This window comes from Streptomyces nidicola (genome assembly GCF_050106155.1).
In the GTDB taxonomy this organism is placed as follows: domain Bacteria; phylum Actinomycetota; class Actinomycetes; order Streptomycetales; family Streptomycetaceae; genus Streptomyces.
The window spans coordinates 7,640,323-7,665,938 of record NZ_JBNBPI010000001.1 but is presented as its reverse complement, the minus strand read 5'-3'; the positions used below and the strand labels follow the sequence as shown (position 1 = coordinate 7,665,938).

Sequence of the window (25,616 nt, the reverse complement as noted above, 5' to 3'; positions counted from 1 at the left end):
AAGGGAGTTGGGGTGGGGGATCCGGGTGTGGTCAAGGAGGCTGTCGCCGCGCGGGCCAAGGGCCTGACGAAGGCGTACGGGTCCGGCGAGACGCAGGTGCTGGCCCTCGATTCGGTGGACGTGGACATCGCGCGCGGCCGGTTCACGGCCGTGATGGGCCCCTCGGGCTCGGGCAAGTCCACGCTGATGCACTGCCTGGCGGGGCTCGACACGGTCTCGGCGGGACAGGTGTGGCTGGGGGACACGGAGATCACGGGTCTGAAGGAGCGCGAGCTGACGCGGCTGCGGCGCGACCGCATCGGTTTCATGTTCCAGTCCTTCAACCTGATCCCGACCCTGAACGCCGCGGAGAACATCACGCTGCCGATGGACATCGCGGGCAAGGCTCCCGACGAGAAGTGGCTGGCGCAGGTCATCGACACGCTGGGGCTGCGGGACCGGCTGAAGCACCGGCCCGCCCAGCTGTCCGGCGGGCAGCAGCAGCGCGTCGCGTGTGCGCGGGCGCTCGCCGCCCGCCCCGAGCTGATCTTCGCGGACGAGCCGACGGGGAACCTGGACTCGCGGGCCGGGCTCGAAGTCCTCGGGTTCCTGCGCCAGTCCGTCGACGACCTCGACCAGACCGTCGTCATGGTGACCCACGACCCGGGCGCCGCCGCCCACGCCGACCTGGTCCTCTTCCTCGGCGACGGCCGCCTGGTGGACGAGGTGCGGGAGCCGACCGCCGAAGGGGTCCTGGAGCGCATGAAGCAGTTCGACAGCGTGCGCGGAGCCGTCATCGACAAGCCGAGCCCCCGGACGCAGCCGTCCTGAAAGCGACGTAGCCATCATGCTGAAAGCGACCTTACGGAGCTTCCTCGCGCACAAGGGGCGGCTCGTCCTGTCCGCGCTGGCCGTCGTCCTGTCGGTGGCGTTCGTCGCGGGCAGCCTGATCTTCTCCGACACCGTGTCGCGCACCTTCGACCGGCTCTTCGCCTCGACGTCGGCCGATGTGCGGGTGGGGCCCGCGGACGACGACCTGGAGGAGTCCGTGCCGTCGGGCACGGTACGTACGGTGCCCGCCTCGCTGACGGAGCGGATCGACCGGGTCGACGGGGTGGCCGCCACGCACATCGACGCCGGGGTCGAGAACGTCACGGTCGTCGACCGGAAGAACAAGTCGGTCGGCCCGACCACCGGCGCTCCCACCATCGCCACCAACTGGGAGCCCACGGACCGCAGTCCGGTGCGCCTCACGTCCGGGCACGCGCCGCGCGGCCCCCGCCAGGCGCTGCTCGACGCGGACACCGCCGACAAGAAGCACGTGGGCATCGGCGATCCGCTGACCATTCTGGCCAAGCCCGGCTCGTTCAAGGTCGAGATCGTCGGCATCGCCACGTTCCGTACGACGAATCCGGGCGCGGCCCTCGTCTTCCTGGACACCGGCACCGCGCAGCGCAAGCTGCTCGGCGGCACCGGCCGCGCGACGAGCATCGCGGTGGACGCGGCACCAGGCGTCGCCGACGCGACCCTCAAGAAACGGATCGGCCAAGAGCTGGGCGGCGCCTACGACTTGAAGACCGCCGACGAGGACGCGAAGTCGGCCACGGAGGACCTGGGCGGATTCCTCGACGTCATCAAGTACGTGATGCTGGGCTTCGCCGGGATCGCCGTCCTGGTCGGCGTGTTCCTCATCGTCAACACGTTCTCGATGCTGATCGCCCAGCGGACCCGGGAGTTGGGGCTGCTGCGGGCGCTCGGCGCGGACCGCCGGCAGGTGCGGCGGTCCGTCCTGACGGAGGCGGTACTGCTCGGGCTCGTCGGCTCGGCGATCGGGTTCGCCCTCGGGGTGGGGCTCGCGATCGGCCTGATCAAGGTGATGAGCGCCTTCGGGATGAACCTCAAGTCCACGGAGATCGCGGTGGGTTGGGCCACCCCGGTGATCTCGTTCGCAGTCGGCGTCGGGGTCACGTTCGTGGCCGCCTATCTGCCGTCGCGGCGCGCCGCCGGCGTCTCCCCGATGGCGGCGCTCGCCGACGCCGAAATCGCCGGTGTGGGGCGGCCGTTGAGGATTCGGGCGCTGGTGGGGTCGGTGATCGGTGCGGTCGGCGCCGCCGCGCTCGCCGGGTGCTGGGTGGCGGACGAGACGGGGACGGCGTCCTCGCTGCTCGGGCTCGGGATCGCCCTCACGCTGATCGCGACGGTCGTCGCGGGGCCCCTTCTCGTACGGCCCGTGATCCGGATACTCGGCGGCGCCTTCCCGGCAGTGTTCGGTTCGATCGGCCGGATGAGCCAGCGCAACGCGCTGCGCAACCCACGCCGCACCGGGGCCACCGCCGCCGCCCTGATGGTGGGCCTCGCCCTGGTGGCGGGGATGTCCGTGGCCAGCGCGTCCATGAGCAAGTCGTTCGACGAGCAGATCGACAAGACGCTCGGCGCCGACTTCACCGTGCAGAACGCCAACTTCATGCCGTTCCCGCGGGAGGTCACCCAGAGGATCCGGGCGACGGACGGCGTCGGCCTCGTCGTGCGCCAGCGCTTCACCGCGCTCGCGGTGCGCATGCCGGACGGGAAGCGGGTGAAGACGACGGCCGCCGGGTGGGACCGGCGCGTCGACGACGTCGCGCACGTCACGTACGCGGGAGGCGGCAGCGCCGAGGGCTTGGCGTCTCGACACCTGCTGTTGCAGAAGGAGTTCGCGGACGAGCACGGGGCGCGGATCGGCAGCGTACTGCCGGTGGAGTTCCCCGGGAAGAAGCGCGCCGAGCTGACCGTGGGCGCCCTGACCGACCAGGAGGCCAACGACTTCGGCATGACCGGCGGCTTCGCGATGGGCATGTCCACGCTGGTGCGGTACGCGCCGGGCGGCCAGGACTCGGCGGTGTACGTGAACGCCGCGCCGGGCACGTCGCCCGACGCGCTGCGCGAGCGCCTGGAGAAGACGCTCGACGCGTATCCGCAGGTGCAGGTGCGCGACCTCGCGGACTACAAGGAGCTGATCCACGGCCAGATCGCGGTGCTGCTGTACCTGGTGTACGCGCTGCTCGGCCTGGCGATCGTCATCGCGGTGCTCGGCGTCGTCAACACGCTCGCCCTGTCCGTCGTGGAGCGCACGCGGGAGATCGGGCTGCTGCGGGCGATCGGGCTCGCGCGGCGCCAGTTGCGGCTCATGATCCGCCTGGAGTCGGTGGTGATCGCCGTGTTCGGGGCGGTGCTCGGGCTCGCGCTCGGGCTCGTATGGGGCGTGGTCGCGCAGCGGGTGCTGGCCCTGGAGGGCATGGAGGCGCTGGCGATCCCGTGGCCGACGATCGCCACGGTGGTGGTCGGCTCGGTGGTCGTGGGGCTCGCGGCGGCGCTGTTGCCCGCGCTGCGGGCGTCACGCCTTAACGTGCTGGCGGCGATCGCGCACGAGTAGCGGATACGTTGGCGGGGACAACTGTCCGCGGTTCAAGGAGAGTTCATGGGATCGGTAGCGACGCGCCCGTTCCGCTTCGGCGTCAACCTGGTCACCCCCGCCCCCGACGACGCGTGGCGCGCCAAGTGCCGCAGGGCCGAGGAGCTCGGCTACGACGTGATCCTCGTGCCCGACCATCTGGGCGCCCCGTCGCCGTTCCCCTCGCTCGTGGCGGCGGCCGACGCGACGAGCCGGCCGCGGGTCGGCACGTTCGTCCTCAACTGCGCGTTCTGGAACCCGGTGCTGCTCGCCCGCGAGATCACCACCACCGTCGCCCTCACCGGCGGCCGTCTCGAACTGGGCCTCGGCACCGGATACGTACGCGAGGAGTTCGAGCAGGCCGGTCTGGAGTGGGGCACGCCCGGCAGCCGCGTCGACCACCTGCTGCGCACCGTCACGGAGCTCGACCGGTTGCTCTCCGCCCCCGACCAGGGACCCAAGCCCCCGCTTCTGATCGGCGGCAACGGCGACCGGATGCTGCGGATCACCGCCGAGCACGCCGATATCGCCGCGTTCACCGGGGCCCGCGCGCCGACGGGGAACGCGGGCGGCCTCGAACCACTGACCGGCGACGAGCTCGAGGAACGCGTCGCCACCTACCGGAAGTTCGCCGCCGACCGCGCGGAGAGCGCCGAACTCAACCTGCTCGTGCAGCTGGTGGCGGTGACGGACGACCGGCCCGCCGCCGTCCAGCCTCTCCTCGAACATCTTCCGCAGCTCGCCGAGGAGCAGGCCCTCGACTCGCCGCTGCTGCTCGTCGGCACCGTCGAGCAGATCACGGAGCAGCTTCTGGAGCGCCGCGAGCGGTTCGGGTTCTCGTACATCACCGTCCTGGAGCCGTCCATGGAGGCGCTCGCGCCGGTGATCGAGGAGCTGCGGGGACGCTGAGCGCGCGCCTGCGGGGTCAGAGCGACTTCACCCAGCGCCGCCAGTGGTCCTCACGGTGGTACCCGGAAGCGGACCAGGCGCCGTGCGCCCGTGTGTTGGACTCCAGGACCATGGCGTCGACGCGACGGCCGCCGAGCGCGGCGAAGCGTCGTTCGGCCGCTTCCAGGAGCGCCGTCGCGATGCCCTGGCGACGGTGGTCTGGGTGCACGGCGAGCCGGTAGGCCGAGCAGCGCCAGCCGTCGAAGCCGGCGATGACGGTGCCGACGAGCTGCCCGTCGCGTTCCGCGAGGACGAGGGCGTCGGCGTCGCGGGCGATGAGCCGCGCCACCCCGTCGTGGTCGTCGGAGATGCTCGTGCCTTCGGCCGCCTTGCGCCAGAACGCGAGGACCACGTCGATGTCGTCGGGGGTCGCGGCACGGATGTTCAGTTCAGTCACCCCCGGATTCGAACACGGCCGCGTCCGCCCGGCCAAGGTCTTTTGGCGGGCGGACGCGGCAGCCCTCTCGGTGAATGGCTCCTGCTGGCGTCCTCAGTCCTCGATCACCTGGTAGAGCGTGGTCCAGAAGTCGTTGTGCAGCCGGATCGCGTGCCCCACGGACGCGCCGACCTGGGTGAGGACGATGCCGGTGACGTCGTTGACCGGATCGGCGTAGGTCGAGGTGCCGCTGCCGCCGTCCCAGCCGAACTGGCCGAGCGGCGCGTAGTCGCCGATGTAGGTGCGCACCGCCATGCCGAAGCCCCAACCCCCTTGCTGCGCCTGGCCGAACGACACATGGACGTTCTCGGTGGCGAGGCGCGTGCGGGCGGCCTGCTGCTCGGCGTTGAGGCGGTTGGTGGTCATGAGCCGCACGGCCGGCTTCGACAGGATCCGCTCGCCGCCGTGCACCCCGCCGTTCAGCAGCATCCGGAAGTAGGCGTGGTAGTCGTCGGCGGTGGAGTTCAGCCCGCCGCCACCGCCGGGGAAGGCCGGGGGCGCGCTGTGGCGTCCGCCCTCGGCCTCGTCCCAGACCTGGAACTCGCCGGTGGCCGGATCGGGGGCGTACAGCGGAGGGAGGCGGTGCATGTCCTGGGCGGGCACGTGGAACCCGGTGTCCTTCATGCCGAGCGGCTCGAAGACGCGCTCGCGCAGGAACGTGTCGAACGACTGCCCGGAGACGCGGGCGACCAGCACGCCGAGGAGGTCGCTGGCGATCTGGTACTGCCACTGCTCGCCGGGCTGATGCATCAGCGGCAGCGTGCCCAGGCGCTTCATCCACTCGTCGGGCTCGGGCATCGGCTCCGGGAGGTTCGGGATGATCCCCCGCTCGGCGATCGCCCCGAAGACCGGGGTGCCGATCGCGGTCATATCCATGCCGAGCCCGAACGTGGACGTGAAGATGTCCCGCACGGTGATCGGCCGGCGAGCGGGGACCGTGTCGTCCAGCGGCCCGTCGACCCGCTTCAGCACCTGCCGGTCGGACAGTTCCGGCAGCCACTCCTCGACCGTGTCGTCGAGGCGCAGCCGGCACTCGTCGAGCAGCACCATGCCCGCCGCGATCGAGACCGGCTTGGAGGTGGACGCCATCCGGAAGATCGTGTCCCGGCGCATCGGCCCGCCGCCGTCCTGACGCATCGTCCCCAGCGTCTCGACGTACGTCTCCTCGCCCCGGCTGTAGAGCGCGACCACGCCGGGGATCCGCCCGGACTCGACGTGCCGCGCCAGCAGGTCACGGACCCTGCGCTGCCCCGCCTCGGAGAAACCGCCGCTGATGTGTGCCATCCGCCTGCCCCCTCCGGGCCCGCCCGCGCGGACCCGCCCTCGTCGCGATCGCGGACCGCGGAGGTGTCCGGGGCCCGGTCGGTCCTCAGCCTGCGCCGGGCCCGGCGAGTGATCAACGGCGAGTTCGACAAGGCTGTGTTGCCCGCCGACGCATCAATGTGCGTTGTGTCACCGCCAGTTGACCGCTAGGTTCACGCTCACAGGGGGAGGCGACAGGCACTGATGGAGCTGCGGGACATAGAGATCTTTCTGACGCTGGCGGACGAGCTGCACTTCGGGCGGACCGCCGAGCGGCTGCACATCACGCCGTCCCGGGTCAGCCATGTCATCAAGAAGCAGGAGCGCCGGCTCGGCGTTCAGCTCTTCGAGCGCACGTCGCGCACGGTACGGCTCACCGCGCTCGGCGGGCAGCTGCGCGACGAGCTGCTCCCGGCCCACCGGCGCATCCTCCAGGCGCTCGACCGGACCGCCGCCGAGGGCCGGGCCGAGGCCGGTGAACTGCACGCCGGCTACACCAGCCCCTGGTGCGCCGAGCTGCTGCTGCGGGCCGCCGAGGAGCTGCGCGTCCTGCACCCCGGATGGTCCGTGCGGATCCGCGAGACCCAGTTCAACGATCTCTACGGTCCGCTGCACCGCGGCGAACTCCAGTTGCAGATCGCCGAGTTCCCCGTGCTCGAACCCGGCGTCGCCGCCGGTCCCGTGCTGCTGCGCGAACCCCGCGCGCTGCTGCTGCCTGCCGCCCACCCGCTGGCCGAGCGTCCTTCCGTGTCCCTGGAGGACCTGGCCGAGGTGCCGCTGCTCAGGCTCAAGGGAGAGCACCCGGAGGCCCTGGTGGACGTCCACTTCCCCCGGCTCACACCGCTGGGCCGCCCCGTCCCCCGGGGACCGTCGTACACCTACTGGCACGAGATCCCCGTGCTGGTCGCCGCCGGGTTCGGCGCGTCGATCGTGGCGGCCCGCGCCGCCGAGTACCACGCCAGGCCCGGCGTCGCCTTCGTTCCGTTCCGGGACGGTCCGACGCTGGACTACGGCGTGCTGCTGCCCGCCGCCGGCCCGGCACCGCTCGTGCCGGCCTTCGTCGAGCTGCTGCACTCCCTCGCCGAGGGCGACGGCGGCCGGTGAACGGGGGCGTACGGGGTGGCGGGCGGGGGCACCCGTACGACGGACCGACACCCTTTGCCGACGCTTTACCATGGATGAGTCACTCGAACTCCTACGAAAGGTGTGAGCGTCCGCCCATGGGCGAGCCTCCCAGTCCCCGTTCCGTCCCCCCGCGTGGCCGCCACGAGCGCGCATCCGTCCCGGCCCTGGCCGATCATGGGACGGAGGTGACGTCCCGATGACCGAAGTACTGCTGCTCGCCGTCGCGGTCCTGCTGTCGCTGGCCTGTGGCGCGTTCGTCGCCGCGGAGTTCTCGCTCACGACCGTCGAGCGCGCGGATCTCGAAGAGGCCGTCGAGCGCGGTGAGCGCGGCGCGGCCGGCGCCCTGCGGGCCGTACGGAACCTGACCTTCCAGCTCTCCGGCGCCCAGCTCGGCATCACCGTCACCAACCTGGTCGTCGGCATGCTCGCCGAGCCGTCCATCTCCAAGCTCCTGTCGGGGCCGCTGACGTCCATCGGGCTGTCCGAGGGGGCCTCCTCCTCGGTCGCCCTGGTCCTCGGCACCGCCCTGTCGACGGTGTTCCTGATGGTCGTCGGCGAGCTGGTGCCGAAGAACTGGGCGATCTCCTCGCCGCTGGCCGTGGCCAAGAAGGTGGCGACGCCGCAGCGCTGGTTCAGCGCCGCGTTCCGCCCGTTCATCACGCACCTCAACAACACCGCGAACCGGCTCGTGCGCCGCTTCGGCATCGAGCCGACCGAGGAGCTGGCCTCCGCGCGCGGCCCCCAGGAGCTGATGGCGCTCGCCCGGCACTCCGCGAAGGAGGGCGCGCTGGAGGCGGACACCGCCGAGCTGTTCGTGCGCACCCTGAACCTCGCCGACCTGACCGCGGAGAACGTGATGACGCCGCGCGTCCAGGTCATGGCCCTCGACCTGCAGGCCACCTGCGAGGACGTGGCGAACGCGACGCGGGCCACAGGACTGTCCCGCTTCCCCGTCTACCGCGGCAGCCTCGACTCGGTCGTCGGCGTCGTGCACATCAAGGACGTCCTGGCCGTGCCCGACGAGCAGCGCGCCCGCAAGGGCGTCGCCGACCTCCTGCGCGAGCCGCTGCTCGTGCCGGAGACGCTGACCGTGGACCGGCTCCTCGACCGGCTCTCGGGCAAGCGGACGATGGCCGTGGTCATCGACGAGTACGGCGGCACGGCCGGTGTCGCCACCCTGGAGGACATCGTCGAGGAGGTCGTCGGCGAGGTCCGCGACGAGCACGACCCGCACGAGACCCCCGACATCGCGGCCGCGGGCACCGACCCGGAGGGCCGGACGCTCTACTCCGCCGACGGCTCCGCCCGCACCGACCAGCTCGCGCGGGTCGGACTGCGCGCGCCCGACGGACCGTACGAGACGCTTGCCGGGCTCGTCGCGACGGAGCTGGGCCGGATCCCGGACATCGGCGACAGCGTCGAGGTCGCCGGGTGGCGGCTCGACGTCGTGGACGCGCACGGACGCAGGGCGGCCCGCGTGCTGCTGCACGCGCCGCTGGTCCCGGACACCGAGGACTTTGAGGCGGCGGACGGGACGAGGAGCGGCCGGGCGGCCGCGAAGGCGAGGGCGGCGAGCAAGGCCGACAAGGCCTCTCAGGAGAAGAGGGCCGACAAGGCCTCTCAGGAGAAGGGGGCGGCCCGATGACCGCGATCCAATTGCTCATCGGCCTGGCGACGCTCTTCGTCAACGCCTTCTTCGTGGGCGGCGAGTTCGCGCTGATCTCGGTGCGCCGCAGCCAGATCGAGCCGTACGCCGAGGAGGGCGACCGGCGCGCGCGCAGCGTCATGTGGGGTCTTCAGCACGTGTCGGCGCTGCTCGCGGCGGCGCAGCTCGGCATCACGCTGTGCACGCTGGTGCTCGGCATCGTGGCCGAGCCGGCCATCGCGCACCTGCTGGAGCCCGCGTTCGACGCGGTCGGCGTGCCGCACGGCCTGGTCCACCCGATCTCGTTCGTGATCGCGCTGACCGTGGCGACGTATCTGCACATGCTGCTCGGCGAGATGGTGCCGAAGAACATCGCGCTCGCCGAGCCGGTGCGCTCGGCGCTGCTGCTCGGCCCGCCGCTGGTCGCGATCGCGCGCGCCCTGCGACCGGTGATCTTCGCGATCAACGCCTTCGCGAACGGGCTGCTCAAGCTGCTCCGTGTGGAGGCGAAGGACGAGGTCACGGCGACGTTCTCGGACGACGAGCTGGCCCGGATGGTGAAGGACTCCTCGGACGCGGGCCTGATCGACGACCGCGCGCAGGAGCGTCTGCACGACGCGCTCGAACTGGGCCGGCGACCCATCAAGGACGTCGTCCTGCCGATCGAAAAGGTCGTCTACGCGCGCGTGGGCGTCACGCCCGAGGAGCTGGAGCGGCTCTCCGCCGAGTCCGGTTTCTCGCGCTTCCCCGTGGTGGACGAGGGCCGGCGGATCGTCGGCTACCTCCACGTGAAGGACGCCCTGGACGCGATGCCGCGCGATCTGCCGTTCCGGGTGCCGGACATGCGGTCCATCGCGCGCGTGCGGGAGACGACGCCGCTGGACGACGTGCTGACCGCGATGCGCGGCAGCCGTACGCACGTCGCGGCGGTGCTCGGCGCGGACGGCCGGCTGGCCGGGCTCGTGACGATGGAGGACGTGCTGCGGGAGCTGTTCGGCCAGCCGGTGTGAGCGCTTCACGGATCGTGGTCGGCGCCGTCTCGCCCGCGAAGGCCGTCAGGTGCGCGTGGCGGGCGGGTCGGTCGTGGGCTCCGTGGGCCGCGGGCGCGGCGCCGCGGGATCCGGCGTCGGGGCCTCCAGGATGCCGGGCCCGTGCGGACCGATGCGCGCGGTGCCGACCGCCGTGAGGACCGCGAGCAGCGTGGCGAGCCCCGCGGTGCCGAGGGCCGCGGCCCAGTCGACGTCCAGCAGGTTCGTCGCGCCCGCGACCAGCACCGCCGCGAGCGCCTGCGCGAAGGTCCTGATCGCCCGCTCGGCGGTGGCCTTCCAGAATCCGATGCTCCACATGACGCACTCCCCCGTTCGTCGCGCCCGCCCGCCCCGGCGAGCCGGTACGCGCTCCTGGCATACCGCCGCCGGGCGCCGCTGCCCAGCCCCGCGGCGCCCACCACTTCGTTGCCTCGGGATACGATCTACGCAGCCATGCACACGAACCCCCACCACACCAGCCTCGTCGCGGTCGGCGACTCCTTCACCGAGGGCATGTCGGACCTGCTGCCGGACGGTTCCTACCGAGGATGGGCGGACCTCCTCGCCGCCCGGATGGCCGCGCGCACCGAGGACTTCCGCTACGCGAACCTCGCCGTACGCGGCAAGCTCATCGGCCAGATCGTCGACGAGCAGATCGATGTCGCCGCCGCGATGAAGGCCGATGTCGTGACCCTGGTCGGCGGCCTCAACGACACCCTCCGCCCCAAGTGCGACATGGTCCGCGTCCGCGATCTGCTCACGCGGGCCGTGGAGACGCTGGCGCCGTCCTGCGAGCAGCTCGTCCTGATGCGCAGCCCCGGCCGCAACGGCCCGGTGATGGAGCGCTTCCGGCCGCGCATGGAGGAGCTGTTCACCTGCATCGACGAGCTGGCGGCCAAGCACGACGCGCTCGTCGTCGACCTGTACGGGGCGCCGGTCCTCGGCGATCAGCGCCTGTGGGACGTGGACCGGCTGCACCTCACCGCGGAGGGCCACCGCCGGGTCGCCGAGGCGGTCTGGCAGGGCCTCGGCTACGAGGCGGAGTCCGACTGGCGCGCCGAGCTGCCGCCCACCCTCCCGCCGAACTGGATGTCGCGCCGGGTGGCCGACGCCCGCTTCGCCAAGCAACACCTCGTGCCGTGGATCGGCCGCCGCCTGACGGGAAGGTCGTCGGGCGACGGCCGGGCCCCGAAGCGCGCGGAGCTGACGCCGTACGCGGACGAGTCACGGGACCGCTCCGCCTAAAGCACACCCGGCGGCCCCCGCGGTTCCGCTCCGACCGGGTCAGTGCGCGGGCACCGGCTGCGCGTCCCGCTCCGGCGCCGCGCCGACCTCGTCCAGTTCCCGGTCCCGCAGGTCCGGTGCGAAGGCGATGGCCACCATGGCGATCACCGTCGTCAGGATGGCGAACGCGATCACCATCCAGAGGCTGCCGTCGGCCCACAGCACCATCGCGCCGGCCAGCGCCGGGGTGAAGCTCGCCAGCAGGATCGAGGCCATCTGGTAGCCGATGGAGATGCCCGAGTAGCGGACCGCCGTGGGGAACATCTCGCAGTACAGGGCGGGCAGCGGCGCGTACACCATGGCGTGGCCGAGGGCGAGGAACAGCACCACGCCCGCGACGATCGCCCACAGCTGCCCGGTGTGCACCAGCGCGAAGACCGGCCAGGTCGTGACCACGATCAGCGCGCCGCCGATGAGGAAGGTGCGGACGCGTCCGATGCGGTCGGAGACGGCTCCGAACACCGGGATCATCACGATGTTCACCACGGCGCCGATCATCGACGCCGTCAGTCCGTAACTCTTCGGCGCACCGAGGGTGCTGGTGACGTAGGACAGGATGAAGGTCGTGAACAGGTAGTAGTTCCCGGCCTCCGCGAAGCGGCCGAAGACCGTGATCAGCAGGGCCTTGCGGTGGTCGCGGAAGACGACCGCCGCGGGCGCCTTGCGGCGCTCCAGCTCGGCGTCCATCTTGCGCTTCTCCTCGAGGAACGCCGGGCTCTCGGTGGCCCGCAGGCGGATGAAGAAGCCGACCGCCGCGAGGATCACGCTGAGCAGGAACGGCAGCCGCCAGCCCCACTCGTCGAAGGCGTCACCGGAGAGCCATGACGCCAGCGACACCGCGGCCGTGCCGAGCAGCAGGCCCGCCGACACCCCGATCTGCGGCCAGGCGCCGAAGTAGCCGCGCCGCTTCCTCGGCGCGTTCTCGACGGCGACGATGGCCGCCCCGCCCCACTCGCCACCCACGGCGAACCCCTGCGCGAGCCGCAGCACGCACAGCAACAGCGGTGCCGCGACGCCTATTTGGTCGTAGGTCGGCACGAGGCCGATCGCCGCCGTGGCCACCGTCATGATCGAGAACGTGAGGATCAGCGTGGACTTGCGGCCGATCCGGTCCCCGAGGTGTCCGGCGACGAACGCGCCGATCGGGCGGGCCAGGAACCCCACGCCGAACGAGGCGAGCGAGACGATCTGGCCGATGCCGGGCGACAGGTTCGGGAAGAACAGGTGCCCGAACACCAGCGCCGCGGCGGTGCCGTAGATCGTGTACTCGTACCACTCGACGATCGCGCCGATGGTGCCGGACTGCAGTGACCGGCGCCGGAGTTGCTCCGGTGTCGGGGTGGCGGCGGTGGCCATGGGATCTCCGTTGATCGGGGGTGAGCGGGGCGACCCTGCGGGGTCAGGAGCGGGCGGACTCGTAGTGGTCGGTCCACGGCAGCGTGGCGCCGGCGTACTTGGCGGCGCGGACGTCGCCGGAGCGGGCGTGCCCCTCGAACAGCTCGACGCGGGCCGCACGGCCGCACAGCTCCCCGAGCTCGGCGGAGGACTTCTCCTCGCGCACCTCCTGGTACGTGACGGTGCGCAGGTACATGCCGACCCACAGGCCGCCGGTGTAGCGGGCGGCGCCGCGGGTGGGCAGCACGTGGTTGGTGCCGATCACCTTGTCGCCGTACGAGACGCAGGTGCCCTCGCCGAGGAACAGGGCGCCGTAGGCGTGCATCTTGTCCAGTGCCTCGCGAGGGTTCTCGGTGAGGATCTGCACGTGCTCGTACGCGAAGCCGTCGGCGACGCGGTAGGCCTCGTCGAGGTCGTCGACGAGGATGATCTGGCCGTGGTCGCGCCAGGCCGGGCCCGCGATGTCGCCGGTCTGCATGCCGGGCAGGATCTCCTCGATGTGCCGCTGCACCTCGTCGGCGACCCGCTGACTCGTCGTCACCAGGGCGGCGGGCGAGTCCGGTCCGTGCTCGGCCTGCGAGAGCAGGTCGACGGCCGCGACGAACGGGTCGGCGGCGTCGTCCGCGACGACCAGGATCTCGGTCGGCCCGGCGAACAGGTCGATGCCGACCTCGCCGAACAGCTGGCGCTTGGCCTCGGCGACGTACGCGTTGCCGGGCCCCGCGAGCATGTCGACCGGCTTGATGGTCTCCGTGCCGACGGCCATCGCGGCGACCGCCTGCACGCCGCCGAGGACGTAGATCTCGTCGGCGCCCGCGAAGTGCATCGCGGCGATGGTCGCGGCGGGGATCTCGCCGCGGATCGGCGGGGTGCAGGCGACGACGCGCGGCACGCCCGCGGCCTTCGCCGTCACGATCGTCATGTGCGCGGACGCGGTCAGCGGGTAGCGGCCGCCGGGGATGTAGGCGCCGACGGACTGGACCGGCACGTGCCGGTGGCCGAGGAAGACGCCGGGCGCGGTCTCGATCTCGATCTCGGACATCGAGTCGCGCTGCGCCTCGGCGAACCGGCGGACGTTGGCCTGGACCGTCTTGATGTCCTCGATCACCTGGGGGTCGAGCGTGCCGATGATCTCGGCGAGCCGCTCGTCGTCGAGGCGGAAGGACTCCGGCTCCCAGCGGTCGAAGCGCGCCGACAGTTCACGGACGGCCTGGTCGCCGCGGCCGCGCACGTCGGCGATCAGCTCGCGGACGGCCTGCCCGACGGTGTCGTTGCCGGACGGCGCGGTGGACGGGGTGGTGGCGGCCTTGATGGTGCGGGACACGCCCAGCTCCTCACTCGTGATGGATACGTATCCATTGGATACGTATCCACAGAATGGAAGACGAGGGGTTGAACGGTCAAGAGGGATCCCAGAAGGGATTTCGAGAGGGGTTTACGAAGAGCTCTACGAAGGGGGCTACGAAGGGGGCTACGAACAGATTTACGCCGGGCCCGTGGTGGAGCGTCCGACGAACTCCACCGGCAGCACCTCGTGCCGATGCGGCAGCTCGGGGTCCTCGAGCCGGCCGAGCAGCAGCTCCACGCCGACCTGCGCGATCCGCTCCAGCGGCTGGCGCACGGTCGTCAGGTCGATCCGCTCCCACGCGGAGAGCGGCACGTCGTCGCAGCCCACCACGCTCAACTCGCCCGGCACGTCGACGCCTTCGGCCGCGGCGGCGTTGAGCGCCGCGTACGCCATGACGTCGTTGTGGCAGTAGAGCGCCGTCGGCCGCTCGGGGGCGGCGAGCAGCGTCCGCACCGCCGCGTAGGCGGTGTCGTAGTCGTAATCGCCGTCGATCTCGGTGAGCGCGGCGCCGTCGGCGGCCCGCACCCGGTCGCGGAATCCGCGGCCGCGCTGCTGGGCCGTGCTCGATCCCGCCAGACCGCAGACCATCGCGATCCGCCGGTGCCCGAGGCCCAGCAGATGCTCGGCGGCGAGCTCGCCCGCGGTCGGGTTGTCGGCCTCGACCTGGTCGGCGGGAAAGTCGTCGAGCGTGCGGTGGACCAGCACGACGGGGATGCCGTGTCCGGCCGTGCGGTGCGCCAGCGGCTCGTCCTGAAGCGCCGAGGTGAACACGACCCCGTCGACACCCTCTCGGCGCAGCTGCGCGAGCCCCTCCTCCGCGGTCATCACGTCCGTGACCAGGGTCAGACGCATGCCCTGCTCGTGCAGGACGCGCTCCATCGCCTTGACCATGACCGGGTAGAACGGGTTCGTCAGATCTCGGATGACCACGCCGATCAGGCCGGAGCGTGAGCCCACGAGGCTGCGCGCGGCCTGGCTGGGCTGGAAGTCGTACTTGGCGACCACTTCGAGCACGCGGCGGCGCGTCTCGGGCGCGACGCTCCCGCCGTTCAGGACGCGGGAGACGGTCGACTGCGCCACTCCGGCCTCGCGGGCGATCTGCACGCTGGTGACGGTCGGCCGCCGCGCCATGTGTCCTTACCTCCGGGTCGGGTCGGGTCGAGGCAAGGATACGGATCGCCGGGCGCCGGAGGCATTCCACCTCCGGCACCCGGCGTCGGCGCGTCCGTCAGCCCTGAACGGTCTCCAGGAGCGCGGCCAGTCCGTCGGCGTAGATGCCGTGGAAGAGCTCCTCGGCCTCCGCGTCGCTCACTCCGGCTGGGGTGAACGAGCCGGACCACTCGACGCGGGAGGTGTCCGGACGGCCGGGGACGGCGTGCACCGTCAGGGTGGAGACGTAGCCGGTGACCGGGAACGGGGCCTGCTCGATGGCGTACGAGTAGGTGCGCGCGTCGTGGTCGAAGGCCTGGAGGCGCTCGACGATGACGCCGCCGTCCGCGTTGGTGAGGTGGCGTACGCGGCCGCCCTCACCGAGTTCGCTCTTCGGTATGTACGGGAGCCAGTCCGGCAGCGAGCCGAAGCCGCCGATGAGCCGCCAGACGCGGTCGGGGCTCCACGGGATGTCGAGGGATGCGGTGGTGGAAGCCATCGGGGGCCTCTCCTTCACAGTCAACTGGTGGGGTTTCAGGCGTTGTTCGGGAGCGGCGCGGCCGGGCTGACGAGGCCCTCGGCGCGCAGCTCGGTCCAGAACGCGGCCGGGATCTCCTCGGCGAGGGCGGCGGTGTCCTCGGCGATGCGGCTGGGGCGGGTGGCGCCGGGGATGACGGCGGCGGAGGCCGGGTGGGCCAGGGAGAACTGCAGGGCGGCGGACTTGATGCCGATGCCGTGCTTCTCGGTGAGGGCCTTGAGCCGGCCGACGCGCTCGATGATCTCCGCGGGCGCCTCCGCGTACTCGAAGTGGGTGCCGCCGGCGAGGATCCCGGAGCTGTAGGGGCCGCCGGCGACCAGGTCGACGCCCTGCTCCTGGGCCATCGGGAGCAGGCGCGTGAGGGCGTGCTCGTGGTCGAGGAGGGTGTAGCGGCCGGCGAGCAGGAAGCCGTCGGGCCGCGGCTCGTCGAGGGCGAGGGTCAGCTCGATGGGCTCGGTCTTGTTGACGCCGAGTCCCCAGGCCTTGATGACGCCCTCGTCGCGCAGCCGGGACAGGACGCGGAAGGCGCCGGTGCGGGCCTCCTCGAACTTCTGGATCCACTGGTCACCGTGGAAGTCCTGGGCGATGTCGTGGACCCAGACGATGTCGAGGCGGTCGGTGCCGAGGCGCTTGAGGCTGCCCTCGATGGAGCGCTCGGTGGCGTCGGCGGTCCACTCGTGGAGGATCTTGTTCGGGTTGCCGTGCTCGAACAGGCCGCCCTTCTCGCCGAAGTCGGGGACGTCCGTCTCGTGCTCGTCGAGGATGACGCGGCCGACCTTGGTCGACAGGACATAGGAGTCGCGCGGCTTGGTGGACAGGACCTCGCCCAGGCGCTCCTCGGCGAGGCCGGCGCCGTAGAAGGGGGCGGTGTCGAAGTAGCGGATGCCGTGGTCCCAGGCCGCCTCGACGGTGGCGCGGGCCTCGTCGTCGGGGATCGCGCGGAACATGTTGCCGAGGGGAGCGGTGCCGAAGCCGAGCCGGCCGGGGAGGAGGGACTTGATGCCCATGGAGCTCATTCCTTGCCTTGGTGCTGGTGTGCCTTGGTGCTGGTGCGTCTTGGTGCTGTACGCCTGCTGCTGCGTGCGCGGCTTTGCGGAGATTTCTTGTGTTTTCTCCTGCTCCGCGCCTCTTGCTCCTCCGAGGTTAGGATCGACGGGTAAGACTGTCCAAGACTCACTTGGACATACTTGAGTCCCCCGAGGTCCAACATGCTTGACCTGCGACAACTTCGCTATTTCGTGGCCGTGGCCGAGGAGGAGCACGTCGGCCGGGCCGCCGAACGGCTGCACATCTCGCAGTCGCCGCTGAGCCGGCAGATCGCCCAGCTGGAGAAGAACCTCGGCCTGACCCTGTTCGAGCGCAGCCAGCAGCGCATCCGGCTCACCTCCGACGGCCGCGTCTTCCTCACCGAGGCGACCGCCCTCCTGCGGCACGCCGCCCGCCTGGAGAACCTCGGCCGCCGCCTCGGCCGCGGCGAGGAGGGCGGCCTGTGCGTCGGCTACGTCGGCGACGCCATGCACACCGGCCTGCTGCCCAAGGCGCTGCGCTCCCTCAACGAGGACCGCCCCGGCATCCACGTCGCCCTCTACGACATGGCCGCGCACGAGCAGTTCGAGGGCCTGCGCCAGCGCAGCCTCGACATCGCCCTGGCCCCGGAGGCGCCGCCCGAGGACGATCCGGACCTGCGCAGCGCGCTCCTCCTGGAGGACCCGCTGCTCCTGGCCGTCCCCAGCACCCATCCGCTGGCGGGCGCGGCCGAGGTGCGGCCCGAGGACCTCGACGGCCTGCCGTGGGTCGCGGTCGAGGACGGCCAGGACCACGTCTGGCGGGACGACTTCATCGCGGCCTGCGCCGCCGCCGGGTTCACCCCGGACATCCGCTTCGAGGCGCCCGAACCGCTCACGGCGGTGGGTCTCGTGGCGTCGGGGCTCGGCATGGCGTTCGTCCAGCGGAGCATGCTGACCGGCCGCACGGCGGGGATCACCGTGCGCGAACTCCCCTGGTTCCAGCGGTCCGTTCGGCTGTGGGCCACGTGGCACCGGATCGACCTGCGGCCGGTCGTCGCGTCGTTCCGTACGACGGTGCTGGCCACCGGGGACGGGGAGTCCGACGACTGAGGTGCCGCCGGTCAACTACATGCCTCCGCACGGCAGTTGGGCGGCTCAGCGCAGCGGGTCGAACGCCGCCAGGTCCGTCCCCGGCTCCGCTCCGCGCGCAAGGCGGGCCGCGACCGAGCCCGCGTACGGGCCCATGGTGAGGCCGGACGCGCCGAGGCCGTTGACCACGACAAGACCGGGGACCTTCGGGACCGCGCCGAGCAGCGGGCGGATGTCGGGGCCCACCGGGCGGAAGCCGATGCGGGTCTCCACGTGCGTGGCGTCGGCGAGGCCGGGGGCGACCGCCAGCGCCTCGTCGAGCACCTCCTTCATCCCGGCCGCGGTGACCCGGTGGTCGAATCCGGCGCCGTCCTCGCGGGTGGCGCCGACCACGACCCGCGAGTCGTCGAAGGCCAGCAGGTAGTGCCGGGACAGCGGCAGCACGACCGGCCAGCTCACGGTGTCCGTGCCCGGCAGGCGCAGGTGCATGATCTGCCCGCGCTGCGGTGTGATCCGTACGTGCACGCCGAGCGGTTCGAGCAGTTCTGGCGCCCACGCACCGGCCGCCACGATCACCGAGTCCGCGCCGATGACCTCACCGTCGACCCGCACACCACGCACCGAGCCGCCGGGTCCGTCCGCGACGAGGACGGCCGTGCCCTCGACGATCCGGGCGCCGTGCCGCGCCGCCGCCCGGCACATCGCGTCCCGCACCAGGCGGCCGTCGAGGCGTGCCGCGCCGGGGATGTGCACGGCGGGGCCCTTGTGCCCGAGCGGCGGGAAGAGCTCGCGCGCCCGGCCCGCGTCGACCAGCTCCACGTCGCCCGCCAACGGGGCTCCTGCCGCACGCTCGGACACGCGCCGCAGCACGTCCTCCGCCTCGTCCTCGGTGGTGAGCCGCAGCGAGCCGACCTTCCGGTACCCGAGGTCGGTCTCCCCGTCGGCGGCGAGCGCCGCCCGCAGCTCCTCGTAGTACTCGGCGCCCGCGACCGCCATCCGGTACCAGTCCGGATCGTCGACCCGGGACGACCACGGGCAGATGATGCCGGCCCCCGCGGACGTCGCGCGCCCCGGGATCCGCGCGTCGACGAGGGTCACGTCGACCCCGCTCCGGGCCAGTTCGTACCCCGCTGCCGCACCGGCGACACCGCTGCCGACGACCACTGTGCGCATGCCCTGCTCCTCCTCCACGACGGAATCCCTGACCTGTACGTTCCTACATTCGGACGACGGTTCGGAGCCTGTAGGGACGCCCGGTAAACTCCCTCCACGTGACTGCGCCTGCAAAGCCCCGTATCCCGAATGTTCTCGCCGGCCGCTATGCCTCCGTCGAGCTCGCCACCCTCTGGTCCCCCGAGGAGAAGGTGAAGCTGGAGCGACAGCTCTGGCTCGCCGTGCTGAAGGCCCAGAAGGACCTCGGGATCGACGTCCCGGACGCCGCCATCGCCGACTACGAGCGTGTGCTCGACCAGGTCGACCTGGCCTCCATCGCCGAGCGCGAGAAGGTCACGCGGCACGACGTGAAGGCCCGCATCGAGGAGTTCAACGCGCTCGCCGGGCACGAGCAGGTCCACAAGGGCATGACGTCCCGCGACCTGACGGAGAACGTGGAGCAGCTGCAGGTCCGGCTGTCGCTGGAGCTGATCCGGGACCGCGCCGTCGCCGTCCTCGCGCGTCTGGGCAAGCTGTCCGGCGAGTACGCGGAGCTGGTCATGGCCGGCCGCTCGCACAATGTCGCCGCGCAGGCCACCACCCTCGGCAAGCGCTTCGCGACCGCCACCGACGAGCTGCTCGTCGCGTACGGCCGGGTCGAGGAGCTGCTGAACCGCTACCCGCTGCGCGGCATCAAGGGCCCGGTCGGCACCGCCCAGGACATGCTCGACCTGCTCGGCGGCGACGCCGACAAGCTGGCCGACCTGGAGCAGCGGATCGCCCAGCACCTCGGCTTCTCGCAGGCCTTCACCTCCGTCGGCCAGGTCTACCCGCGCTCGCTCGACTACGAGGTCGTGACCGCGCTCGTCCAGCTGGCCGCGGCCCCCTCGTCGACGGCCAAGACGATCCGTCTGATGGCCGGGCACGAGCTCGTGACCGAGGGCTTCAAGCCGGGCCAGGTCGGCTCCTCCGCGATGCCGCACAAGATGAACACCCGCTCCTGCGAGCGCGTCAACGGCCTCATGGTGATCCTGCGCGGCTACGCGTCGATGACCGGCGAGCTGGCTGGCGACCAGTGGAACGAGGGCGATGTCTCGTGCTCCGTGGTGCGTCGCGTCGCGCTGCCGGACGCGTTCTTCGCGCTCGACGGTCTGCTGGAGACCTTCCTGACGGTGCTCGACGAGTTCGGCGCCTTCCCGGCCGTCGTCGCCCGTGAGCTGGACCGCTACCTGCCGTTCCTCGCCACGACGAAGGTGCTCATGGCTGCGGTGCGGGCCGGTGTCGGCCGCGAGGAGGCCCACGAGGCGATCAAGGAGAACGCGGTCGCCTCCGCCCTCGCGATGCGCGAGCAGGGCGCCGAGCGCAACGAGCTGCTCGACAAGCTGGCCGCCGACTCCCGTATCCCGCTGGACCGGGCGCAGCTCGACGAGCTGATGGCGGACAAGCTGTCGTTCACGGGCGCCGCCGCCGGTCAGGTCGCGCAGATCGTGGCCCGCGTCGAGGAGATCGTGAAGCAGCACCCGGAGGCCGCCGGTTACACGCCGGGGGCGATCCTCTGACCCGCCTGTCCCAGGCCGACCTTGAGGCCGCTCGTGACCGTCTCGTTCCGGACGTCGTCACGAGCGGCCTTCGGGTTCTCTTCTGCGGGATCAACCCGGGCCTCATGACAGCCGCCACCGGCCACCACTTCGCCCGCCCCGGCAACCGCTTCTGGCCGGTCCTTCACCTCTCCGGCTTCACACCCCGGCAGCTGAAGCCGTCCGAGCAGCAGGAGCTCCTCTCGTACGGGCTCGGGATCACGAACGTCGTCGCGCGGGCCACTGCTCGGGCGGACGAGCTGAGCGCCGAGGAGTACCGGGAGGGCGGCCGGCTGCTGGAGGAGAGGGTCGGCGAACTGCGGCCGCGGTGGCTCGCCGTGGTGGGCGTGACCGCGTACCGGTCGGCCTTCGGTGAGCCCAAGGCGCAGATCGGCCCGCAGGAGCGGACGATCGGCGGAGCCCGGGTGTGGGCGCTGCCCAACCCCAGTGGTCTGAACGCCCATTGGACGGCGGCGACCATGGCGGAGGAGTACGCACGCCTCCGCGAGGCCGCCACCGACGCTTAGGTATTCAGCTCACGGCTTGCGGGCCACGACCCCGTACTGGGCGACCTGCGTGCCCTCCTCGTCGCGCCAGCGCGCGCACGAGACGAGGCCGGGCTCCACGAGCTCCAGGCCGTCGAGGAACGCCGCCACCTCGGCACCCGTGCGGGCGGTGATCGGCGGCTTCGCGTTCTCGTTCCAGAACGCCATGGCCTCCGTGTTGCCCTCGCCGCCCAGTTCGAGGGTGGGGTGGGTGAGGACGACGTAGCTGCCCGAGGGGACGGCGGCGACGAGCTCACGCACGATCGACGTGGCCTCATCCGTGTCGAGCACGAAGTTGAGGATGCCGAGCAGCATGACCGCGACCGGCTGCTCGAAGTCGAGGGTCTCGGAGGCCGCCTCGATGATCGCCCTCGGGTCGCGGGCGTCCGCGTCCACGTAGTTCGTCCGGCCCTCGGCGGAGCTGGTGAGCAGCGCGCGGGCGTGGGTGAGGACGATCGGGTCGTTGTCGACGTAGACGACGCGCGCGTCCGGAGCGATGCGCTGGGCGACCTCGTGCGTGTTCTCCACGGTCGGCAGGCCCGTGCCGATGTCGAGGAACTGGCGGATGCCCGCCTCGCCGGCGAGGAAGCCGACGGCGCGCCCCAGGAACGCGCGGTCGGCGCGGGCGACCTCGCCGATGCTCGGGTACATGGACGTCACCATGTCGCCGACCTTCTCGTCGACCTCGTAGTGATCCTTGCCGCCCAGCCAGTAGTTCCACACGCGCGCGTTGTGCGCGATGTGGCTGGAGATCCGCCCCTCCGGCCCGGACCCGTCGGTGTCAGTCATGCGATCTCCCTCATACGTTGCTGGGCTCCACTCAAGATCCCATCTTGGCACGGGAGTTCGATGATGCGCGCGAGGACCCCGCGTCTCTACGCGTCTCTACGCGTCCCTGCGCCGCACCGCCCACCATCCGGCGAGCAGCGCGGCCGCCGCCCACAGCGCGGTCACGGCGAGCCCGGCCCAGGGGCCGAGGGAGCCCTCGGCGTGCTGGTGGAGGATCTGCTGGCCCGCACGGTCGGGCAGGAAGTCGGCGACCGAACCCGCGACGTCCCCGATCACGAAGGACACGATCAGCAGGAACGGCACGAGGATGCTCAGCACCGCCACCGCACTGCGCAGCACGGCCGTCAGCCCCGCCGCGAGCAGCGCCATCAGCGCCAGATACACCCCGCCGCCGACGCAGGCCCGCAGCGCCCCCGGGTCGCCGAGGCCGAGCGTGTACGGGCCCATGAACGCCTGGCCGACGAGGAACGCGGTGAAGGTCGTGAGCAGGCCGACGACGAGCCCGCAGCCGCCGATGACCGCCGTCTTCGCGGCGTAGAAGAGGTTCCGGTTCGGCACGGCGGCGAGCGAGACGCGCAGCGCGTTGTTCAGGTACTCGGAGGAGACGGCCGTGGCGCCGAAGGCGAGCACCGCGATCTGGCCGAAGTTGAGGGCGTAGAACGCCTCGAAGAGGAGGTCGCCGCCGTTGCCGGCCTCTTCCTGGCCGATCGTGGCGAACGTGAGGGTCGTGATGGCGAGGGTCGCGACGAAGACGGCGAGCAGCGAGCCGAAGCTGCCGCGCAGCGATCTGACCTTGATCCACTCGGAGTGCAGTACGGCGACGGTCGACGTGGCGGGCGGCGTGGCGGGCGTGGTGGACACGGCGGTCATGGTCAGGCCTCCTGGAGGGGCGCAGCGGCGAACTCGGCGTCGTTCGCGGTGAGGGCGAGGTAGGCCTGCTCCAACGAGGCCTGTTCGTCGGCGAGTTCGAGGACGGGCACGCCCTCGGCGGCGGCCAGCGCGCCCACGTCGGCGGCGGTGACGCCCTCCACGTCGCAGCGGCCGTCGTCGGCGAGCGTCACCGTGTGTCCCGCGCGCGCGAGTGCGGCGCGCAGCCGGGCGGGGTCCGTGGAGCGCACCCGTACGCGGCGTGCGCTGTGCGCGGCGATGAAGTCCGGCATCGGGGTGTCCGCGAGGAGCCGCCCGCGGCCGAGGACGACGAGGTGGTCGGCGAAGGTCGCGGTCTCGTTCATGAGGTGGCTGGAGACCAGCACCGTGCGTCCGGCGCGCGCGAGGTCGCGCAGCAACTCCCGGATCCAGATGATGCCTTCGGGGTCGAGCCCGTTCGACGGCTCGTCGAGCAGCACGACTTCGGGGTCGCCGAGGAGCGCCGCCGCGATGCCGAGGCGCTGCCGCATGCCGAGCGAGAACGTCTTGACGCGCTTCTTCGCCACGGATGCGATCCCGGCCTGTTCCAGCACCTCGTCGACCCGCCGCGCCGGGATCCGGTTGCTGACGGCGAGCGCCCGCAGGTGCTCCCGCGCGGTGCGGGAGCCGTGCGCCGCCTGCGGGTCGAGCAGCGCGCCCACCACGCGCAGCGGTTCGTCGTACGTGGCGTACGGGCGGCCTCCGATGAGCGCGGTCCCGGAGGTGGGGCGGTCGAGGCCGAGGGCGAGGCGCATCGTGGTGGACTTGCCGGCGCCGTTCGGGCCGAGGAAGCCGGTGACGCGGCCGGGTCCGACCTGGAAGGTCAGCCCGTCGACGGCGCGCGTCGTGCCGTACTCCTTGGTGAGGTCCTGGACGTCGATACTGGTCATGGCCTCAGAATCGTCCGCGTCAGGGTGCTCGGGCCTCCCCCGCCCGGGGAGTTCGCCTCCCCCGTGCGGGGGAGCCGTCGGGCGCGGGGCGGCTGGCACGATGACGGTATGCCCCGCTTCCTGAGGCCGCTCGCGCGCGCGGTCACGTACACCCGCTGGCTGCATCTGCTGTGCTCGTCGGTGATCGCCTTCGTGTTCGCGATGGTCTACCCGGGGCTCTCCTCTCCGTCCATGGGTGACTGGGCACTCGTCTACGTGACGCCCGTGCCGCTGCTCCTGTTGCTCGGTTCGATTCCGGTGATCCGGCGCTCGGAGGGGCTGCAGGCCCGGATGATGCTGTTTCCGGGGAAGCACGCGCGCGGGGCCGATCACGCGGGCGGGACCGATCACGTGCGTGGGGCCGACACCGGCGCGGAGCGCGAGATCTCGGTCGCGCCCTCGGCGTCGTGGCGGGACCGCGGCCGCACGTCGGCATGGATGGTGTTCCGACTGTTCCTGGGGCTCACGGTCGGCCTGTTCTCGGGCCAAGTGGCTTCTGTGACCCTGGAGTTGCTGGGCACGGCCATGGGCATGCGGCCCGAATCGTTCTCGGCGATACCCGTGCCGGAGACACCCTGGTTGTGCGCGGTGGCGATCCCCTTGGTCCTGGTGTTCCTGGTGTACGTGGTGGCGGGCGCGGGGTGGCTGACGGCCCGCACGGCTCTGGTACTCCTCGGCCCGTCCGGGGCGGAGCGGCTCGCCGCGCTGGAGGAGCGCACCGAACAACTCCTGGAGCGCAACCGCATCGCCCGCGAACTGCACGACTCCATCGGCCATGCGCTCACCGTCGCCGTGGTGCAGGCGGGTGCGGCGCGGGCGGCCGGCGATCCGGCGTTCACCGACCGGGCCCTCGGCGCCATCGAGGAGACCGGCCGGGCCGCCCTGGAGGAGCTGGAGCGGGTGCTCCTGGTGCTGCGCGAGGCGGAGCAGCCGGTGGGCAGCCGCCCGACCCTCCAGGAGGCGGACCGACTGCTCGACTCGGCGCGGGCCTCCGGGGCGAAGGTGGAGGTGACGGTGTCGGGCCCGCTGGAGACGGTGCCGGGGCCGGTGTCCCGCGAGGGCTACCGCATCCTTCAGGAGGCGCTCACGAACGTGCTGCGGCACTGCGGAACCGTGCCGGTCACCGTGACCCTCCAGGTCGCGAACAAGCACCTCGTCCTGGAGGTGCGCAACCCGCTGCCGCCTGAACGAGGATCCGGGCACGGCGGCACGGGAAGCGGCCTGCGCGGCGTCCGGGAGCGCGCGGCACTGCTCGGCGGGCACGCGCACACGGGCCCGTTCGACGACGAGTGGCAGGTGCACGTCGAACTGCCGGTCGCCTGATACGTCGCGTGATCTAGTCTGGCGGCGTGCCGCTCACCGTTCTGCTCGTAGACGACGAACCGCTGGTCCGCGCGGGCCTGCGCGCGGTGCTCGAAGCGCAGCCGGACATCACGGTGGTGGGCGAGGCGGCGGACGGCGCCGCGGTCGTGCCCCTGGTCCGTGAGCTGCGGCCCGACGTGGTCGCCATGGACGTCCGGATGCCGCTGCTCGACGGGATCGAGGCCACGCGCGCGGTGCTGCGCGGCGCGGAGCGGCCGCCGAAGATCCTCGTGATCACCACGTTCGAGAACGACGAGTACGTGTACGGGGCGCTGCGCGCGGGCGCCGACGGGTTCCTCCTGAAGCGGGCACGCCCCGAGGAGATCGTGCACGCGGTGCGCCTCGTCGCGGCGGGTGAGTCGCTCCTGTTCCCGGCCGCGGTCCGCAAGTTGGCGGCGGAGTACGGGAGTTCGGCGGCCCGTGCGGCTCTGGAGCGCGCGGCGCTGACCGAACGCGAGGAGCAGGTGCTGCGGCTCATGGCGCGCGGCCTGTCGAACGCGGAGATCGCCGCGGACCTCGTCGTCGGCACCGAGACGGTCAAGTCCCACGTGAGTGCCGTGCTGACGAAGCTGGGCGCGCGGGACCGGACGCAGGCGGTGATCGCGGCGTACGAGTCGGGGTTCGTGGCGCCGGGTTGAGGCCCGACCCGCACC

General features: G+C 71.9%; 24 protein-coding genes. 12 read left to right on the top strand and 12 right to left on the bottom strand.

Going from position 1 to position 25,616, the window contains the following annotated elements:
* The first annotated feature begins 12 nt into the window (after positions 1-12).
* Genes ACOKM3_RS34625 through ACOKM3_RS34615 form a run of 3 tightly spaced genes read left to right on the top strand, consistent with a single transcriptional unit; the run spans position 13 to position 4,318 of the window.
* Positions 13-810 carry an ABC transporter ATP-binding protein gene (locus ACOKM3_RS34625; RefSeq protein ID WP_426905175.1) on the top strand — a complete coding sequence of 266 codons (798 nt, stop codon included), beginning with the start codon at positions 13-15 and terminating at the stop codon, positions 808-810.
* 16 nt (positions 811-826) lie between these two features.
* Positions 827-3,391 (top strand): ABC transporter permease, encoded by a 2,565-nt coding sequence (locus tag ACOKM3_RS34620; RefSeq protein ID WP_426905174.1) that lies wholly within the window; start codon positions 827-829, stop codon positions 3,389-3,391.
* A 45-nt stretch (positions 3,392-3,436) separates the two neighbouring features.
* A complete protein-coding gene (locus tag ACOKM3_RS34615) occupies positions 3,437-4,318 on the top strand; it encodes an LLM class F420-dependent oxidoreductase (protein WP_426905173.1) in 882 nt (293 codons plus the stop codon).
* A 16-nt stretch (positions 4,319-4,334) separates the two neighbouring features.
* Here the strand turns inward: ACOKM3_RS34615 and ACOKM3_RS34610 are convergent, their stop codons facing one another.
* A complete protein-coding gene (locus ACOKM3_RS34610) occupies positions 4,335-4,790 on the bottom strand; it encodes a GNAT family N-acetyltransferase (RefSeq protein ID WP_426905172.1) in 456 nt (151 codons plus the stop codon).
* A 57-nt stretch (positions 4,791-4,847) separates the two neighbouring features.
* Positions 4,848-6,077 carry a serine hydrolase domain-containing protein gene (locus ACOKM3_RS34605; RefSeq protein WP_426905171.1) on the bottom strand — a complete coding sequence of 410 codons (1,230 nt, stop codon included), beginning with the start codon at positions 6,075-6,077 and terminating at the stop codon, positions 4,848-4,850.
* 222 nt (positions 6,078-6,299) lie between these two features.
* Here ACOKM3_RS34605 and ACOKM3_RS34600 point away from each other — a divergent pair, with 222 nt between their 5' ends.
* The 3 genes from ACOKM3_RS34600 (at position 6,300) to ACOKM3_RS34590 (ending at position 9,875) form a co-directional block, all read left to right on the top strand.
* Complete coding sequence (locus ACOKM3_RS34600) at positions 6,300-7,199, top strand: LysR family transcriptional regulator (protein ID WP_426905170.1); 900 nt, start codon at positions 6,300-6,302, stop codon at positions 7,197-7,199.
* A 217-nt stretch (positions 7,200-7,416) separates the two neighbouring features.
* Positions 7,417-8,865 carry a hemolysin family protein gene (locus tag ACOKM3_RS34595; protein ID WP_426905169.1) on the top strand — a complete coding sequence of 483 codons (1,449 nt, stop codon included), beginning with the start codon at positions 7,417-7,419 and terminating at the stop codon, positions 8,863-8,865.
* Entirely contained in the window at positions 8,862-9,875 is a 1,014-nt protein-coding gene (locus ACOKM3_RS34590; RefSeq protein WP_426905168.1) for a hemolysin family protein, read from the top strand. Before ACOKM3_RS34595 ends, ACOKM3_RS34590 begins: the two co-directional genes overlap by 4 nt.
* A gap of 45 nt (positions 9,876-9,920) precedes the next feature.
* On the opposite strand, the gene ACOKM3_RS34585 is transcribed toward ACOKM3_RS34590, so the two are convergent.
* A complete protein-coding gene (locus ACOKM3_RS34585; protein ID WP_426905167.1) occupies positions 9,921-10,211 on the bottom strand; it encodes a holin in 291 nt (96 codons plus the stop codon).
* A gap of 135 nt (positions 10,212-10,346) precedes the next feature.
* On the opposite strand from ACOKM3_RS34585, the gene ACOKM3_RS34580 reads away from it, so the two are divergent.
* Positions 10,347-11,138, top strand: a complete 792-nt coding sequence (locus ACOKM3_RS34580; RefSeq protein ID WP_426905166.1) for an SGNH/GDSL hydrolase family protein — start codon at positions 10,347-10,349, stop codon at positions 11,136-11,138.
* A 39-nt stretch (positions 11,139-11,177) separates the two neighbouring features.
* Here the strand turns inward: ACOKM3_RS34580 and ACOKM3_RS34575 are convergent, their stop codons facing one another.
* The 5 genes from ACOKM3_RS34575 to ACOKM3_RS34555 all read right to left on the bottom strand — a co-directional run bounded on the left by ACOKM3_RS34575 (position 11,178) and on the right by ACOKM3_RS34555 (position 16,614).
* The gene (locus ACOKM3_RS34575; RefSeq protein ID WP_426905165.1) at positions 11,178-12,533 is read right to left on the bottom strand and encodes an MFS transporter; all 1,356 of its coding nucleotides are present in this window, start codon (positions 12,531-12,533) and stop codon (positions 11,178-11,180) included.
* A gap of 43 nt (positions 12,534-12,576) precedes the next feature.
* Complete coding sequence (gene hisD, locus ACOKM3_RS34570) at positions 12,577-13,896, bottom strand: histidinol dehydrogenase (RefSeq protein ID WP_426905164.1); 1,320 nt, start codon at positions 13,894-13,896, stop codon at positions 12,577-12,579.
* Between the two features lie 159 nt (positions 13,897-14,055).
* Entirely contained in the window at positions 14,056-15,051 is a 996-nt protein-coding gene (locus tag ACOKM3_RS34565) for a LacI family DNA-binding transcriptional regulator (protein ID WP_426905163.1), read from the bottom strand.
* 97 nt (positions 15,052-15,148) lie between these two features.
* Positions 15,149-15,568 carry an SRPBCC family protein gene (locus ACOKM3_RS34560; protein WP_426905162.1) on the bottom strand — a complete coding sequence of 140 codons (420 nt, stop codon included), beginning with the start codon at positions 15,566-15,568 and terminating at the stop codon, positions 15,149-15,151.
* Positions 15,569-15,603: 35 nt separating this feature from the next.
* On the bottom strand, positions 15,604-16,614 hold the full coding sequence (locus tag ACOKM3_RS34555; protein WP_267071271.1) for an aldo/keto reductase: 1,011 nt from the start codon (positions 16,612-16,614) through the stop codon (positions 15,604-15,606).
* 201 nt (positions 16,615-16,815) lie between these two features.
* On the opposite strand from ACOKM3_RS34555, the gene ACOKM3_RS34550 reads away from it, so the two are divergent.
* On the top strand, positions 16,816-17,724 hold the full coding sequence (locus ACOKM3_RS34550) for a LysR substrate-binding domain-containing protein (protein WP_426905160.1): 909 nt from the start codon (positions 16,816-16,818) through the stop codon (positions 17,722-17,724).
* Positions 17,725-17,769: 45 nt separating this feature from the next.
* Here the strand turns inward: ACOKM3_RS34550 and ACOKM3_RS34545 are convergent, their stop codons facing one another.
* On the bottom strand, positions 17,770-18,876 hold the full coding sequence (locus ACOKM3_RS34545) for an NAD(P)/FAD-dependent oxidoreductase (RefSeq protein WP_426905159.1): 1,107 nt from the start codon (positions 18,874-18,876) through the stop codon (positions 17,770-17,772).
* A gap of 98 nt (positions 18,877-18,974) precedes the next feature.
* Between ACOKM3_RS34545 and purB the strand changes: the two genes are divergently transcribed.
* Both purB and mug read left to right on the top strand, forming a co-directional pair.
* Positions 18,975-20,414 (top strand): adenylosuccinate lyase, encoded by a 1,440-nt coding sequence (gene purB / locus ACOKM3_RS34540; protein WP_426905158.1) that lies wholly within the window; start codon positions 18,975-18,977, stop codon positions 20,412-20,414.
* Between the two features lie 5 nt (positions 20,415-20,419).
* A complete protein-coding gene (mug, locus tag ACOKM3_RS34535) occupies positions 20,420-20,959 on the top strand; it encodes a G/U mismatch-specific DNA glycosylase (RefSeq protein WP_426906972.1) in 540 nt (179 codons plus the stop codon).
* Positions 20,960-20,968: 9 nt separating this feature from the next.
* On the opposite strand, the gene ACOKM3_RS34530 is transcribed toward mug, so the two are convergent.
* From ACOKM3_RS34530 to ACOKM3_RS34520, 3 genes are all read right to left on the bottom strand, one after another.
* Positions 20,969-21,766, bottom strand: a complete 798-nt coding sequence (locus ACOKM3_RS34530) for an SAM-dependent methyltransferase (RefSeq protein ID WP_426905157.1) — start codon at positions 21,764-21,766, stop codon at positions 20,969-20,971.
* Between the two features lie 96 nt (positions 21,767-21,862).
* Positions 21,863-22,636, bottom strand: coding sequence for an ABC transporter permease (locus tag ACOKM3_RS34525; protein WP_426905156.1), 774 nt, complete (start codon positions 22,634-22,636; stop codon positions 21,863-21,865).
* Between the two features lie 2 nt (positions 22,637-22,638).
* The gene (locus ACOKM3_RS34520) at positions 22,639-23,562 is read right to left on the bottom strand and encodes an ABC transporter ATP-binding protein (RefSeq protein ID WP_426905155.1); all 924 of its coding nucleotides are present in this window, start codon (positions 23,560-23,562) and stop codon (positions 22,639-22,641) included.
* A gap of 108 nt (positions 23,563-23,670) precedes the next feature.
* Here ACOKM3_RS34520 and ACOKM3_RS34515 point away from each other — a divergent pair, with 108 nt between their 5' ends.
* A complete protein-coding gene (locus tag ACOKM3_RS34515; RefSeq protein WP_426905154.1) occupies positions 23,671-24,924 on the top strand; it encodes a sensor histidine kinase in 1,254 nt (417 codons plus the stop codon).
* Between the two features lie 26 nt (positions 24,925-24,950).
* Positions 24,951-25,601, top strand: a complete 651-nt coding sequence (locus tag ACOKM3_RS34510; RefSeq protein ID WP_426905153.1) for a response regulator — start codon at positions 24,951-24,953, stop codon at positions 25,599-25,601.
* Positions 25,602-25,616 lie beyond the last annotated feature (15 nt).

What these genes read in the sequence shown, in the direction of transcription:
- ACOKM3_RS34515 (WP_426905154.1), top strand. Translation starts at nt 23,671, where the DNA reads ATGCCCCGCTTCCTGAGGCCGCTCGCGCGCGCGGTCACGTACACCCGC.
- ACOKM3_RS34590 (WP_426905168.1), top strand. Translation starts at nt 8,862, where the DNA reads ATGACCGCGATCCAATTGCTCATCGGCCTGGCGACGCTCTTCGTCAAC.
- ACOKM3_RS34615 (WP_426905173.1), top strand. Translation starts at nt 3,437, where the DNA reads ATGGGATCGGTAGCGACGCGCCCGTTCCGCTTCGGCGTCAACCTGGTC.
- ACOKM3_RS34600 (WP_426905170.1), top strand. Translation starts at nt 6,300, where the DNA reads ATGGAGCTGCGGGACATAGAGATCTTTCTGACGCTGGCGGACGAGCTG.
- ACOKM3_RS34585 (WP_426905167.1), bottom strand. Translation starts at nt 10,211, where the DNA reads ATGTGGAGCATCGGATTCTGGAAGGCCACCGCCGAGCGGGCGATCAGG.
- ACOKM3_RS34620 (WP_426905174.1), top strand. Translation starts at nt 827, where the DNA reads ATGCTGAAAGCGACCTTACGGAGCTTCCTCGCGCACAAGGGGCGGCTC.
- ACOKM3_RS34550 (WP_426905160.1), top strand. Translation starts at nt 16,816, where the DNA reads ATGCTTGACCTGCGACAACTTCGCTATTTCGTGGCCGTGGCCGAGGAG.
- ACOKM3_RS34595 (WP_426905169.1), top strand. Translation starts at nt 7,417, where the DNA reads ATGACCGAAGTACTGCTGCTCGCCGTCGCGGTCCTGCTGTCGCTGGCC.
- ACOKM3_RS34565 (WP_426905163.1), bottom strand. Translation starts at nt 15,051, where the DNA reads ATGGCGCGGCGGCCGACCGTCACCAGCGTGCAGATCGCCCGCGAGGCC.
- ACOKM3_RS34575 (WP_426905165.1), bottom strand. Translation starts at nt 12,533, where the DNA reads ATGGCCACCGCCGCCACCCCGACACCGGAGCAACTCCGGCGCCGGTCA.
- ACOKM3_RS34555 (WP_267071271.1), bottom strand. Translation starts at nt 16,614, where the DNA reads ATGGGCATCAAGTCCCTCCTCCCCGGCCGGCTCGGCTTCGGCACCGCT.
- ACOKM3_RS34605 (WP_426905171.1), bottom strand. Translation starts at nt 6,077, where the DNA reads ATGGCACACATCAGCGGCGGTTTCTCCGAGGCGGGGCAGCGCAGGGTC.
- ACOKM3_RS34545 (WP_426905159.1), bottom strand. Translation starts at nt 18,876, where the DNA reads ATGCGCACAGTGGTCGTCGGCAGCGGTGTCGCCGGTGCGGCAGCGGGG.
- ACOKM3_RS34520 (WP_426905155.1), bottom strand. Translation starts at nt 23,562, where the DNA reads ATGACCAGTATCGACGTCCAGGACCTCACCAAGGAGTACGGCACGACG.
- ACOKM3_RS34530 (WP_426905157.1), bottom strand. Translation starts at nt 21,766, where the DNA reads ATGACTGACACCGACGGGTCCGGGCCGGAGGGGCGGATCTCCAGCCAC.
- ACOKM3_RS34580 (WP_426905166.1), top strand. Translation starts at nt 10,347, where the DNA reads ATGCACACGAACCCCCACCACACCAGCCTCGTCGCGGTCGGCGACTCC.
- ACOKM3_RS34525 (WP_426905156.1), bottom strand. Translation starts at nt 22,636, where the DNA reads ATGACCGCCGTGTCCACCACGCCCGCCACGCCGCCCGCCACGTCGACC.
- ACOKM3_RS34560 (WP_426905162.1), bottom strand. Translation starts at nt 15,568, where the DNA reads ATGGCTTCCACCACCGCATCCCTCGACATCCCGTGGAGCCCCGACCGC.